Source organism: Chitinophagaceae bacterium, assembly GCA_030053935.1.
Taxonomy (GTDB): Bacteria; Bacteroidota; Bacteroidia; order Cytophagales; family JASGCU01; genus JASGCU01.
On the sequence record JASGCU010000007.1, the window covers coordinates 25,295 to 39,991 of the forward strand.

At 32.1% G+C, this 14,697-nt stretch carries 8 protein-coding genes; 3 read left to right on the forward strand and 5 right to left on the reverse strand.

The window, feature by feature from the left end; all coding sequences use genetic code 11:
• Positions 1 to 117: 117 nt before the first annotated feature.
• Positions 118 to 1,347: an ABC transporter permease gene (locus QM536_01780; GenBank protein MDI9355739.1), complete on the forward strand. Its 1,230-nt coding sequence runs from the start codon at positions 118 to 120 to the stop codon at positions 1,345 to 1,347.
• A gap of 189 nt (positions 1,348 to 1,536) precedes the next feature.
• On the opposite strand, the gene uvrB is transcribed toward QM536_01780, so the two are convergent.
• Both uvrB and QM536_01790 read right to left on the reverse strand, forming a co-directional pair.
• Positions 1,537 to 3,549, reverse strand: coding sequence for an excinuclease ABC subunit UvrB (gene uvrB / locus QM536_01785; GenBank protein ID MDI9355740.1), 2,013 nt, complete (start codon positions 3,547 to 3,549; stop codon positions 1,537 to 1,539).
• Between the two features lie 400 nt (positions 3,550 to 3,949).
• Positions 3,950 to 6,982 carry an FG-GAP-like repeat-containing protein gene (locus tag QM536_01790; protein MDI9355741.1) on the reverse strand — a complete coding sequence of 1,011 codons (3,033 nt, stop codon included), beginning with the start codon at positions 6,980 to 6,982 and terminating at the stop codon, positions 3,950 to 3,952.
• Positions 6,983 to 7,503: 521 nt separating this feature from the next.
• Here QM536_01790 and ligA point away from each other — a divergent pair.
• Both ligA and QM536_01800 read left to right on the forward strand, forming a co-directional pair.
• Entirely contained in the window at positions 7,504 to 9,558 is a 2,055-nt protein-coding gene (ligA, locus tag QM536_01795) for an NAD-dependent DNA ligase LigA (protein ID MDI9355742.1), read from the forward strand.
• Positions 9,559 to 9,617: 59 nt separating this feature from the next.
• On the forward strand, positions 9,618 to 12,617 hold the full coding sequence (locus tag QM536_01800) for an N-6 DNA methylase (protein MDI9355743.1): 3,000 nt from the start codon (positions 9,618 to 9,620) through the stop codon (positions 12,615 to 12,617).
• 47 nt (positions 12,618 to 12,664) lie between these two features.
• On the opposite strand, the gene rfaE2 is transcribed toward QM536_01800, so the two are convergent.
• The 3 genes from rfaE2 to QM536_01815 are packed head-to-tail and all read right to left on the reverse strand — an operon-like array spanning position 12,665 to position 14,485.
• Positions 12,665 to 13,150, reverse strand: coding sequence for a D-glycero-beta-D-manno-heptose 1-phosphate adenylyltransferase (rfaE2, locus tag QM536_01805; protein ID MDI9355744.1), 486 nt, complete (start codon positions 13,148 to 13,150; stop codon positions 12,665 to 12,667).
• Positions 13,134 to 14,138 (reverse strand): lysylphosphatidylglycerol synthase transmembrane domain-containing protein, encoded by a 1,005-nt coding sequence (locus tag QM536_01810; GenBank protein ID MDI9355745.1) that lies wholly within the window; start codon positions 14,136 to 14,138, stop codon positions 13,134 to 13,136. The genes rfaE2 and QM536_01810 overlap by 17 nt, the downstream gene beginning before the upstream one ends.
• A complete protein-coding gene (locus QM536_01815; GenBank protein ID MDI9355746.1) occupies positions 14,135 to 14,485 on the reverse strand; it encodes an aspartate 1-decarboxylase in 351 nt (116 codons plus the stop codon). Before QM536_01815 ends, QM536_01810 begins: the two co-directional genes overlap by 4 nt.
• Positions 14,486 to 14,697: the final 212 nt, after the last annotated feature.

Consider the following 14,697-nt stretch of genomic DNA (forward strand, 5'->3'; position numbering starts at 1 on the left):
ATACTATATATTGAGTGTCCACAAAAAAAAATTAATTTTTAAATTCCAGTCATTTTTTTTTGGGTATTATTTATTTTTTCATAAAAAAATCAATTGTTAGAACTTAACTCTTACATAATGAAACTTGCCTATTTTATATTTCAAAAAATGAAGCACGGAAGCAAAGATACACTATCCCATACCATATATAGCATTGCTATTGCCTCGCTTGCAACTGGAATTGCTACTATCATCGTATCTTTGCTCATCCTCAATGGTTTTGAACGCAAAATTACGGAAAAAATGTTCAACCTCATGGGACATATTACCATCACCAAATATAATATGGGAGATAATACTAAAGAATCTGCCTTCCCTCTGCAAACCACCTTCTATAAAAATTGGAAAACTATCCCCTATATATCTCATGTGCAAAGTTTTACCATTAAAACAGGTATCATCAAAACAGAAAATGAAGTACAAGGGATTGCTCTCAAAGGAATTGGAGAAGATTTTGACACCACAAGATTCCAAGAGAATATCATAACAGGTAGATTTTTAAAAACAAATCCACAACAAATCCACGAAATCATGATAAGTAAAAAACTATCCGACAAACTCCTTCTATCTCTCGGACAAGATATTATAATATACTTTGTGCAAAATCCACCACGATTACGAAAATGTAAAATTGTAGGAATATATTCTACACATATAGAAACCTTCGACGATAAATTGATATTTTGTAATAGAACACTCATCCAAAAAATCAACAACTGGGGAGATTCACTCATTAGTGGATACGAAGTGTTCATAAAAAAACAAAGTCAATTAGACCAAGCAGAAGTAGAAATTCTCCATACCATAGACGGAAACCTTACTACAGAAACAACCCAAAACAAAGAATTACAATTCTTCGACTGGCTCAAAGTTATTCGAAAAAATGTCATTATGCTATTCTATATTATTTTATTTGTAGTAGGATTCAATATAATGTCCGTTCTCTTTATACTCATAATGGAAAGATCTTATTTTATTGGAGTAATGCAATCTCTCGGCGCAAGCCATTCTTTAATAAAAAATATCTTTGTATTACAAGGAATGGGTATTATTTTCAAAGGAATACTATTAGGGAATACTATAGGATTAACAATAGGAATTATCCAGTATTATTTTGAAATAATTCCATTAGACCCCATGAGCTATTATATTGACGTAGTACCAATAGCATGGGATATACCTCTCATATTCCAAATAAATATCATCACTGCTCTCTTGCTTTTTCTCATAATTCTCATACCTACAAGGGTTATTACAAAATTAGACCCTATAAAAACAATCGCTTCCAGCTTATCAAAAAACCAATAGGGATAGAATAAGAATACTTCTGTTTTTCTTGAGATTTGGTATTCACCACCCTTCCCACTCCTTTTAAGAAGAGAAAATTGTATTTGTTCTCAAGTAATACCGAGTGTAGTTAATAATCCATTGCAAAAGATAAGCAAACAGTTATAAATTACAAATGGATTCAAATGGTTTTTCGATTCGGGTTTAGGTTCATTTTTTTTTGTCTTTTGGAGCTTCTTTGAGCATATTTTTGAGCATCTGTATTTCATCTCTGATGCGTGCAGCTTCCATAAAGTTTAAATCTTTTGCGGCTTGTTCCATAAGAGATTGATTATTTTTTATAACTTTTTCTATTTGTGCGGTTGTCATATATTTTATGACGGGTTCGGCGACAGAAGCATTTGTTTTTTCTGTTTTTTCTCCAGAGTAAGCGAATGGTTTATTATCCGCTTTGTACCTTCTAATGGATTGAGGAATAATATTATGTTCTGTATTATATGCTGTTTGTATAGATCTTCTTCTGTTTGTTTCATCAATAGCTGTTTTCATAGAATCGGTCATTTTATCTGCATACATAATTACTTTTCCATTTTCATTTCGGGCAGCTCTTCCCATTGTTTGCACTAATGACCTGACATTTCTCAAGAAACCTTCTTTGTCTGCATCTAATATGGCTACTAAGGATACTTCAGGTAAATCAAGCCCCTCTCTCAATAAATTGACTCCTACAAGAACACTTATACTTCCTTTTCTCAACCCATCTAATATCTCCACTCTGTCCATTGGTTTTACATCGGAGTGGACGTACCCTGAATGTATACCTGCTTTTTCTAAAAACTTATGTAGTTCCTCTGCCATTCTTTTTGTAAGGGTAGTTATAAGGACGCGCTCATCATTTTTCACCCTTTCATCAATTTCATTCAGTAAATCATCTATTTGATTCAGAGTAGGTTTTACATAAATAAGAGGGTCTAAAACTCCGGTAGGACGTATAATTTGCTCTACTATTATTCCATCTGATTTTTGTAGTTCGTAATCTGCAGGTGTAGCACTCACAAACACCACTCTATTTGCCATACTTTCAAATTCATTAAAGGTGAGTGGTCTATTATCCAAAGCGGAGGGCAACCGGAATCCATAATCTACTAAATTAATTTTGCGAGACCTGTCTCCTCCCCACATACCTCTGATTTGGGGAATGGTAACATGGCTTTCATCAACTATCATTAAAAAATCATCAGGAAAATAATCTATGAGGCAGAAAGGACGTTGTCCGGGTTTTCGTCTGTCAAAATAACGGCTGTAATTCTCTACTCCCGAGCAATATCCTATCTCTCTTATCATTTCTAAATCAAATTCCGTTTTTTCTTGTAATCTTTTGGCTTCAAATCCCTTTCCTTCTTTTTCAAAAAAACGTATTTGAGTCATCAAATCGTCTTGTATTTCTTTAATTGCAATCTGAAGAGTTTCTTTTCCTGTAACAAAAAGGTTAGCAGGAAAAATAGAAATGGCTTCTTCGTTATTTATTTTTTTTCCTGTTTCAGGATCTATTTTTTGAATGGTTTCTATTTCATCACCAAAAAAAATAATTCTATAAGCAAAATCTCCATAGGCAATAAAAACATCAACCGTATCACCTTTTACTCTAAAATTCCCTCTATTAAAATCTGTATCACTTCTGCTGTATAGAATATCTATAAGAGAATATAAAAATTGATTTCTTGGCAATCTATCACCTTTATGCAGTTGTATGACATTTTTTCCAAATTCTTCAGGGTTTCCAATACCATATATGCAAGAAACAGATGCCACTACCACCACATCATTTCTACCTGATAAAAGTGCGGCAGTAGCACTTAGACGTAGTTTTTCAATTTCTTGGTTAATGGATAAATCCTTTTCTATATACGTATTGGAGGAAGGAATAAATGCTTCGGGCTGGTAATAATCATAATAAGAAATGTAATATTCTACAGCATTTTCAGGAAAGAATCCTTTTAGTTCCTCGTATAATTGATATGCGAGTGTTTTATTATGACTTATCACTAAAGTGGGGCGGTTCAGTTTCTCTATAACATTTGCCATAGTGAATGTTTTCCCCGAACCTGTTACTCCTAAAAGTGTTTGATAGTTATCTCCTCTCATAAGTCCTTCATAGAGTGATTGTATTGCCTGTGGCTGATCTCCTGTTGGAGTAAAATCTGATATAACTTTGAAATTCATTGCTCTTTTTTTACTGATAAAAAACTAAAAAGTATTGTAATGTACTACTTGAAAATGTTCTCCTCTGTATTTGAGCAAATTGATATTAGAGTTTTTGGCTTTAGATAATACATCTTTGTCAAAACTTATTGCATCGATAATGGGGATAGTCTCATATTTTTGAATCCTTGTTTCTTCTGTCTTAAAGGTAGGTATTGTTTTTTCTATTATTTTTTACATATTTTTCTGTTACTCGGTTCTTTCTCTTTTTTTTTATTTGATAAAAAACACAAAAACATCTATTCCTAAATTAAAAAATATTTTTTAATTTTTATAAAATAAGATCATTATTTCGTTTTTTGTGTATGTTTGTTCAAATAATGAGGGCAGAAAAATTTCTGCCCTTACGATTATTTTTTCATTACTCTTTTATTATCTTCTCTGCTTTCAATACCTCCCCTTTTTCTCCATAGAGTATAATAATATATTCTCCTTTGGATAAAGTTTTCAAATCTACTCTCAAGCCTAATTCATAATTCCTAATTCTTAATTCATAACTCTTTCCCGTAATATCATATATTTTCACAGATGCAACCTTTTGTGTCTTATCATACTGAATGGTTATATAATCATTGGCAGGATTAGGATAGATGCGGATAGCAGAGTTTCCTTTTTCTATGGGAGTGAGAGGATGCATAGATGGAGTAGTAGAAACTACTACTGTTACCGTTTGCTGAGCGGTAGCGGCATTATATTCTGTATTTTCTACTTGATTAGCTGTAATAGTAGCAGTTCCAATTGCTTTTGCTGTAGCAGTAGTTCCTCTGATACTTACTTTATTCGTATCCGATGAAGTAAATATTATTGGTACAGGACTATTAGAGGTAACAATAAGAGTATACTTTTGCCCTATGCTGAGATTAGGAATAGCAGTGAAAGTAAGAGAGGGTATGAGTTTAGTAGAATTTATTACTGTTACATTTTGAGTAGCGGTAGCAGGATTAAAATTTTCATTTCCTTCTTGCGTGGCAGTAATAGTTACACTTCCTACAGCTTTTGCTGTTAGCGTATTGCCATTCACTGATGCTATAGTTACATCGGAGCTTCTATAACTTACCATTAAACTACTGCTGGAACTGGCGTTCAGAACTAAAGTTTGTCCTATGGTGGGATTTGATACATTTCCAAACGTGATAGTTTGGTTTAATTTAGAAATGGTCAATGATCTGGTAATAGGAATGGCTTCTTCATAATTATTATTTCCTGACTGTATAGCAGTAATATTTACCGTACCTATACCACGTATAGTTGCAGTATTTCTATTAATACTTACCATCGTATTGGAAGGGACGTAAGATAATTCTAATCTCGAACTTGCAGAAGCATTTAAAACAAATGTATTTCCAATAGGAGCATATTGAGGAGAAAGAGCGGGGAAAGAAATAGTTTGAGTTACTTTTATCACCTCTAGTTTTCTGATTACTTCTGTTGTTTCTATATATGTCGTATCTGCACTTCCATTAGGAGCATTTACAAAAGCACTTATATGTACTATTCCTGCACTTTTTATGGTTACGGTATTTACGTTGATGGTTGCTATTGAGGGGTTAGAGCTTACAAACCTTATGGGCATAGTAGTGTTAGCAGTAGCACTGATAATAAAGTATGTATCCGTTATTATTTTTTGTGCGGGTATGGTAAAAGTAATGGTTTGTGGTTTTAATCCTTTAAACCTGCCGTTATTTACGATAAAAGCTCCTGCTTGAGAGTATGATCCTCCTGCGAGAACGCCATCTATTGCCTGAACTCCCCAATAATATCGTCCATTTGGAAGGTTTGGGAGATCTATATTATAAGAAGTTCCTTGTATAATCCCTGGCTCTGAAATTTTCCTCGTGCCGTTATTATTTTCTGTAAAAGATAAAGATGCTTTTATACTATCTCTATTGGTTCTTGTTCCTACATACATATTATAAGAGAGACCCATTGTTTCAGTTTCTTGGTCGATTGAGGCACTCCAAGAAAAAAAAGCTTTGCTGTTAACAAAACTTACCTGAGGATTGGTAGGAGGAGTGGGAATTGTGTTTCTTGATACCACAGCGGTTGTATTTACTCTCGAACTTGCAGAACCTGTGTCTTGACTATAAACATATAACTTAGTGTTATATTCAGAACCCGATAATATTATATCTAATGTTCCATTATTATCATAATCCCCAAAGCTTGCATCTACTCCATATAAGAATAATAATTTTTTTTCATCATTTACACTGCTACCAAGATAAGAGGAAGTTACTTCTGAAAACCCTGTGCCAGAGTTATTTTTATATAATTTCATTTGTGAACTATAAAAATAACTTTTATTAGGTGTAGGTGCTACTGTTCCAAAAGAGAATATATCTAAAAATCCATCATTATTGTAATCTCTAAAAAAACTCTGTGTTAAATATACACTGTCTGTGATTAATTTTTGATCTCCATTATCATAAGCATGTATTCGTTTAGTATTAAACAGGTTTGGGACTTCGGAAAAACGAGAAGAATCATTCCTGTATAGTTTAGATATTGCTCTGTTACAACTGTTCGTCGTTTCTTCAATACATCCCGAAGTAAATATATCTACATCACCGTCATTGTCATAATCTCCAAAACTTGAAGAACCCGAAGTTATGCCGATAATATTATTGCTATTTGCAGTGTCCAGTAAAAAACCTGTTCCGTTATTTTTATAAAAAAATGATTTGCCTGCTAATGTGACATCGTCATTCCCAATATCTTGTGTACTCGCAATCCCTTGTATAATAATATCTGAATTCCCATCATTATTATAATCTACGACCATGATATTAGAACCTAATGTATTCTCAAAAGTAGTATCCGCTACAGTAAAACTGGTTCCATTATTATTTTTATAAAGAATAGAACGTGCTGCGATAAAACTATAGAAGATTCTTGGGTCTCTGCTGTCAGTGGTACCCGTTATAAATATATCCATAAAACCATCATTATTATAATCTAAAACAGCAGATGATGGAATGGATAGACCTTGAAATGCAAAATTACTTCCCGTGAGTTCTCTAAAAGAATAGTTAGAGGAATCATTTTCATATAATCTTGCTACCATTGTTCCATTATGATTTCCTATTACAAACAGATCTAAATCCCTATCATTATCATAATCCAGAAATTTAGCAGAAGGCGTGGTTGTAAGACCTATAATAGAGGATACAGTATCTTTTACAAATTCTCCATTCTTATTCTGAAATAAGATAGAATTACCGTATCCTGTTACAAATAAATCTACAAAGCCATCATTATTATAGTCCCCAAAAGTAGAACTAAACGTTTTCTTATCGGGAGACAAACTTGCCGATATATTTAATGGAATCTGTTTCGATAAGCTATAATCCCCCTGTGCTAGCACAAAATGAATGCATAACAGCAAAAATAACATACTTATACTGAGATGTTTTAGCATCAAATAAGTATAAGATGAAATCCCCCTCATGAAAAATAATATATACTTACTCAATAAGTACATACTTACTAACTTAATATTAATGTATTTAAACATATTACAAAAAATTAATTTTTGACTGATTCTAAAAATTATTGTTACTATTTTGAACTTTAGAAAATACCAGAACCCTTTTAGTATTTTAAGATTCGTTTATTAAAAAAATAATAAATGTCTTAATTATTTTTGATAAAAAACACAAAAACAGCTATTCCTAAATTAAAAAATATTTTTTAATTTTTTATAAAATAAGGTCACTATTTCGTTTTTTTGTGTATGTTATTCTTTTTTTTGAGGATGATCCAACCCATGTATTCTGTTTACCAATAAAAAATCAAGAATATAATAACAAATTACAAATTCATGTATTATATTTACTTCATTATACGGTAGAATATCTTTAAAGAGAGAAAACCTTATACTGTCATTATTGAATACACGTTAATACAAATATTTTTATGAACCTATTAGAAGCCAAAAAAGAAATAGAAATTCTGATACAAACTATCCAGGAGTATAGTTATGCTTATTACCAAGAAGATACATCAAAGGTATCCGATTACGAATTTGATCAACTCTTATTGAGGTTGCAAGATTTAGAAGAAAAATTTCCCGAATTACGAGACCCCAATTCTCCCACTCAAAGAGTAGGAGGTACTATAACCAAAGCATTTGAAACGGTATTACACAAGTATCCTATGCTTTCTTTAGGAAATACTTACTCGGAGGCGGAACTTCTTGCTTTTGATACCAGGGTAAGAAAAGGATTAGAAGATGCTCCTTTTGAATACTTTTGCGAACAAAAATTTGACGGGGTTTCCATTAGTTTAATCTATGAAAAAGGGGTATTAGTCCGTGCTATAACACGTGGTGATGGGGAAAAAGGAGACAATGTGACCGAAAATGTAAAAACAATTCATACTGTTCCGCTTCGGTTAAAGGATGGAGATGTCCCTGAATATTTTGAGGTGAGGGGAGAGATATTTTTATCCCGAAAAGTATTTGATATGCTGAATAGAGAAAAAGAAGAAATGGGAGAGCCGCTCCTCTCGAACCCAAGAAATAGTGCATCAGGGACTCTAAAATTACAAAATTCAAGCATAGCAGCAAAAAGAAAGTTAGATATATACTGCTATTATCTTTTAGGGGAGAATATCCCTGCAAAAACCCACGAAGAATGCATACAGTTGCTCAAAAAATGGGGATTTCCTCTCTCTCCTACTTCTCAAAAATGCTCTCATATTGCAGAAGTTATCACTTATATACATGAGTGGGAAACCAAACGCCATTCTCTCCCTTTGGATACAGACGGAATAGTTTTAAAAATAAATAATTTAGAGCATCAACGCTTATTAGGATTCACCTCCAAAAGCCCTAAATGGGCTATTTCCTTTAAATATAAAGCTCAAAGTATTACTACTCTCCTAGAAAATATTACTTATCAAGTGGGAAGAACAGGAGCCATAACTCCTGTTGCAGAACTTAAGCCCGTCTCATTGGCAGGAACTATTGTGAAAAGAGCATCACTTCATAATGCAAATGAAATGCAGAGATTGGATATCCGCATTGGAGACACGGTCTTTGTAGAAAAAGGAGGAGAAATTATACCTAAAATTACAGGAGTACAATTAGAAAATCGCAAACAAGATTCTCTTCCCATTCAATATATAACACATTGTCCCGAATGTAATACTCCATTAGTGAGATACGAAACCGAAGCAAATCACTATTGTCCCAACAGAGAGAAATGCCCGCCACAAATACTCGGCAGAATGGAGCATTTTATATCTCGAAATGCTATGAATATAGAAAACCTTGGAACAGAAACCATTCGTGGTTTGATAGATAAACATATTATACAATACCCATCCGACCTTTATAAGCTCACTTACGAAATGCTGAATGGGTTAGAAATACAAACTGTTTCTGACAAAAAAGGAGGAAATAATATTCGTTCTCTCCGTGAAAAATCAGCCGAGAATATTATACATTCTATTCAGAAATCAAAACAAGAACCCTTTGAAAATGTCCTGTTTGCAATAGGAATAAGATATGTAGGAAAAACTACCGCCGAAAAACTTGCAACCCATTTTCAAAATATAGATGCTCTTATGAATGCATCATATCAAGATCTCATAAGCGCACCCGAAATAGGAGAAAAAATAGCTCAAAGTATCCAGCATTTTTTCCAAAACCCTCAAAATATTACGTTTATTCATGCTCTTAAAACAGCGGGATTGCATTTTCAAATAAAAGAAAAAGAATCCAACTCTCCATCCAACATATTAGAAAATAAAACCTTTGTCATAAGCGGAACATTCAAAAGATGGGAAAGGGAAGAACTCCAAAATATCATAAAACAAAACGGAGGAAAACTACTCTCCTCTATCTCCAAAAAATTAGATTATCTTGTGGTAGGCGAAAATATGGGACCAGCTAAATTAGAAAAGGCAAAAGAGTTAAATATTACCATGATCACAGAGGAAGAATTTCTGACTCTCCTATCCCAATAGAATGATGTATGACGTACCCAATGATGAACAAAAAATTTATTTACAAAAATTAAAAAACTATGTCAATACAAGATATACATAATTACTATAATACAATAAACGAATACAAACGTTTTGGTGGCACAGAGAATGAAAGAAGTATTCGCCGTGCTTTTGCCAATTTATTAGACAGATATTGCGTACAAAAGAAATTACAATTAGTTGATGAAGTATCACTCAAATATTCTAGAAAACGACCAGACGGAACAGTAAGAACTGCCCTGCAACAAGATTGGGGATATTGGGAAAGTAAAGATATGCAAGATAATTTAGACGAAGAGATTAAAAAAAAAATTGAAATTGGTTATCCGACTTTTAATATTCTATTTGAAAACTCAGAACAAATTGTTTTAATTCAACAAGACAAAGAATTAATGCGGGGAGAAATGAAAAACCCCGAATTTTTGCATCGTATTTTAACCGCATTTATACAATATGAACGCCCTGAGATAACAGATTTTCGGATTGCTGTTCAAAAATTTAAAGAAGATATTCCGTATATTGTGGAGACGCTCCGCACCATGATTGCGGAGCAAGAAAAGAACCCCGAATTTAGAATACAACGTGAAAAATTTTGGAATGTATGCCGTGAAAGTATCAATCCCGAAATATCAGCTTTTGATATTCGAGAAATGATTATTCAACATATTTTAACAGCAGAAATATTTGATACAGTATTTGGCGACAGTCATTTTCACAGAGAAAATAATATTGCACGAGAATTAGAAATAGTTGTGAATACTTTTTTCACAGGAGCAGTCCGTCGTGATACACTTGCTACTATTGATAGTTATTACAAAACCATAAAACGGGAAGCAGGAAATATTGAAAGCTACCACGAAAAACAAAAGTTTCTGAAAGTTGTTTACGAAAATTTCTATAAAGCTTATAATCCCAAAGGAGCAGATAAACTCGGAGTAATCTATACGCCCAATGAAATTGTTAAATTTATGGTGGAAAGCACTGACTTTTTACTGGAAAAATATTTTGGAAAAAATCTTGCCGATAAAAACGTGCAAATCCTTGACCCTTGTACAGGTACAGGAACTTTTATAACCGATATTATTGAATATATCCCCGAACAATACTTAAAATATAAATATAAAAACGAAATTCACTGCAACGAATTGGCGATTTTGCCCTATTATATTGCAAACCTCAATATTGAATATACCTATCAGCAAAAAATGAAAAAATACGAACCTTATGAGAATATCGTTTTTGTTGATACCTTAGATAACTTAGGATTTAGCTACGAAGGAAAACAATTGAAAACCAAACTCTATGCTGTAAGTGCCGAAAATTTGGACAGAGTCATAAAACAAAACGAGAAAAAAATATCAGTAATTATTGGAAATCCACCATATAATGCTCATCAGCAGAATGAAAATGATAATAATAAAAATAGAACTTACAAAGAAATAGACAAACGCATAAAAGAAACTTACGTATATTATAGTGCTGCCCAAAAAACAAAAGTATATGATATGTATGCAAGATTTTATCGTTGGGCAACTGATAGAATAAATGGAAATGGCATTGTGGCTTTTATTACCAACCGTTCTTTTATTGACAGCAGAACGTTTGACGGTTTTCGTAAAAGTATAGCCCAAGAATTTGATTATGCATATATTGTGGACTTACACGGAGATATTCGTGCAAACAGCGGACAAGCAAAAGCAAATGTTTTTAATATTATGACAGGTGTGGCAATTGCTTTTTTCGTACGAAAAGAAAAAGCAGATACAAAATTCATTAAATATTATCCAGTGGATTTCCCAACTGCAAAAGAAAAATTAGAATTTTTAGAAACAACATCTTTGCGAACCATTCCATTTGAAAGTATCCAAGCCGATAAAAATAACAACTGGATAAATATTGCTGACACAGATTTTGAAAAACTCATTCCCATAATAGAAAAGAATAATAAAAATACATTGTTTCGGCTTACTACAAATGGAGTTGCAACAAACAGAGATGAATGGGTTTATGATTTTGATACAAAAAATTTAGAAAATAAAATAAAGTTTTTTATTGATATTTATAATAAAGAAGTTGAAAAATTAAAAGATAAAAAAACGCAACATGAAATAAATGATGTATTAGATTATTCTATTAAGTGGAGTGAAGCATTAAAGAATAATTTATTAAGAAATGAAAAATTAAAATTTCTAAAGAACTCTTTTTCATTGATTGCTTACCGACCATTTGTAAAAAAACAATACTATTCAGAAAAAAAACTGAGCGACAGATTAACAAACAATCACTACTTAATATTTGGAAAAAGCTTAAAAATAAAAAATAAAATAATTACAATAAATCAGTCAAAAAAAGAATTCAATGTTTTAGGATCTGATACATTAGTTGATTTACATTTTAACGGGGATAGTGTTTGCATTCCTTTATACCGCTACGACAAAAAAGGAAACCAATTAAAAAACGTAACCGATTGGGGATTAATTCAATTTAAGAATCATTATAATGATAAAACGATTACCAAAGAAGATATATTTTATTATACTTACGCAGTTTTTCATAATCCTGAATATGTTAAAAAATACGAACTCAACTTAAAACGAGAATTTCCAAGAGTACCGCTTTACAACGATTTTTGGAAATGGAGTAAGTGGGGCAAGGAACTAATGGATTTGCATATTGGTTATGAAAACGTGGAGAGTTATGAGTTAATAGTTAAAAGTGAAGGGTTAAAAGATAATCCCAATCCAAAATTAAAAGCTTTACCGGAAAGCGGAGAGATTATTTTAGACGAAAATACAAGTATATCAGGAATTCCAAAATCTGCTTGGGAATATAAATTTGGAAATCGTAGTGCATTGCATTGGATAGTAGACCAATACAAAGAAAAAACAATAGATGATAAGACAATTGCAGAAAAGTTTAATACGTATAAATTTACCGATTATAAACAAACTGTAATTGATTTAATAAAACGAATTACAACTGTTTCGGTGTGTACAATGGAAATGGTAAATACAATGGGGGCAGAAGAACATTCATGAAATAAGTCAATGATTGAAAATAAAAACCATACCATAATGGTAAGTAATTATTCGGATTCCTTTATTTTTTCTACAATGCGGGAAGTAGAATAACCCTCGGTTATCTGTATCAATTGCACTTTTCCACCGTTTTGTAATACCAAATCAGCCCCTATTACTTCTTTTTGCATATAATCTGCTCCTTTTACCAAAATATCAGGGTGTATGGCTTTTATTACTAATAAAGGGGTTTCTTCTTCAAAAAGAATCACCATATCTATACATTCTATCGCAGCTAATACTCGTAATCTACTTGCTTCATCTATTATAGGGCGATTTTTTCCTTTTAATTTTCTGATAGAAGCATCGCTATTTATTCCTACGATGAGTTTATCTCCTAGATTTTTTGCTTCTTCCAAGTAGTCTATATGTCCTTTATGGATAATATCAAAGCATCCATTGGTGAATACAATTTTATTAGTATCTTTTTTCCATCCGCGGATGGTAGGTATTGCATCTGCAAGAGAGCAAATTTTCTTACTGGTCTGTATCATGTTTTTTATGTTTCAGAAAGAAAAAGCATAAAAAAGCTACTCCTCCATACATAATAATTGCTACTATACTCGTAGTATGTAAAATAGTAGCTATGGTTTTAGACATAGCGCTATCTATATTATACCATATAAGTGATTGGGAAACAAAAAAGTGAAATGTTCCAAATCCTCCCTGCACAGGAAGAGCCATACCAATAGTTGCCATTGCTAATACTACTATTCCTTGGGATAGAGTAATCCCTTCTGTACTAGAAAAAGCTATGATAACTACATAAGTAGTTAGATAATAGGTGAACCAAAGTAAAAAGGTATGTATAAAAAACCATTTTGGAGAATGTATATCTTTTATACTCTGTATTCCGGCAACAAATAAAGTAAAAAGTTCTTGTATCTTGAGAAGGATTTTTTGAGAAGCAAAAAATTTTTTTATGGTATAGAGCATTGCTAATAAAAAAGCGCTCATTATAAATAAAAAGAGTAAAAGGTACCTTCCTTGTATTTTTTGATATATTTGATGGAGTATGGGAAAGAGAACCTGAGATATTTTATCAAATTCTATAAGTACAGATATAAAAATAACTACTATCATAGATACAATGTCGACAATCCTTTCTGTTATGACTGTTCCGATAGAGGATGCAAGAGGAACATTATTGGTTTTCTTGAGAATGGAACAACGGATTACTTCACCCAATCTGGGAAGGATAATATTTCCTAAATATCCTATTAACACGGATATGAATACTTTATTGTGAGAAATAGTATGTCCTAATGCACGTAAAAGCATATTCCACCTTACTGCTCTTATATAATGACTTATTAAGGTTATAAAAAAAGCAATGCCAATATAGAAGTAGTTTGTATTGATATGAGAAATATTTGCGAGCATTTCTTCTATTTTCATGTCTTTAAAAAGCCACCACATGATAATAATAGAAGCACATGCGGGGGATACAAATTTTAAAATAATAAGAAGGATCTTTTTCAAGGTACGATTTGGTTATTATGATCGGGGAATATTATAAAGGGTTTGTGATTTTTTGCTGCTTCTATATCCATCTGGCAATAAGAAATAATAATGAGCATATCCCCTACTTGAACCTTTCTTGCAGCAGCCCCGTTAACACATATTTCTCCTTTTCCGTAGGCACCTTTTATAGCGTATGTTTCAAATCTTTCGCCATTATTTATATTTACGACTTGTACTTTTTCATATTCTATAATATGCGATGCCTTGAGCAACGCTTCATCAATAGTTATACTTCCTATATAGTGGAGTTCTGATTGTGTTACTCTCGCTCTATGAATTTTTGATTTTAGAATTTCTATTTTCATAATTGTATGTTCATAAGATATTAACTTATTGTACCCCCACAAAGATACTCTTTTTATTATATTCTTATATTCTTTGATTATAATATATTGTGTTTGGTTCTAAAAATTGATTTTTTGAGAAAGAATAAAAAAAAAAGAGGTTGTCCGAAAAGTTTTGAACCGTTTTTTATTTGTTTTCTTGCAGATAGTCATTATTCTTTCATTATTTTTTC

What these genes read in the sequence shown, in the direction of transcription:
- QM536_01780 (MDI9355739.1), top strand. Translation starts at nt 118, where the DNA reads ATGAAACTTGCCTATTTTATATTTCAAAAAATGAAGCACGGAAGCAAA.
- uvrB (MDI9355740.1), bottom strand. Translation starts at nt 3,549, where the DNA reads ATGAATTTCAAAGTTATATCAGATTTTACTCCAACAGGAGATCAGCCA.
- QM536_01790 (MDI9355741.1), bottom strand. Translation starts at nt 6,982, where the DNA reads ATGTTATTTTTGCTGTTATGCATTCATTTTGTGCTAGCACAGGGGGAT.
- ligA (MDI9355742.1), top strand. Translation starts at nt 7,504, where the DNA reads ATGAACCTATTAGAAGCCAAAAAAGAAATAGAAATTCTGATACAAACT.
- QM536_01800 (MDI9355743.1), top strand. Translation starts at nt 9,618, where the DNA reads ATGTCAATACAAGATATACATAATTACTATAATACAATAAACGAATAC.
- rfaE2 (MDI9355744.1), bottom strand. Translation starts at nt 13,150, where the DNA reads ATGATACAGACCAGTAAGAAAATTTGCTCTCTTGCAGATGCAATACCT.
- QM536_01815 (MDI9355746.1), bottom strand. Translation starts at nt 14,485, where the DNA reads ATGAAAATAGAAATTCTAAAATCAAAAATTCATAGAGCGAGAGTAACA.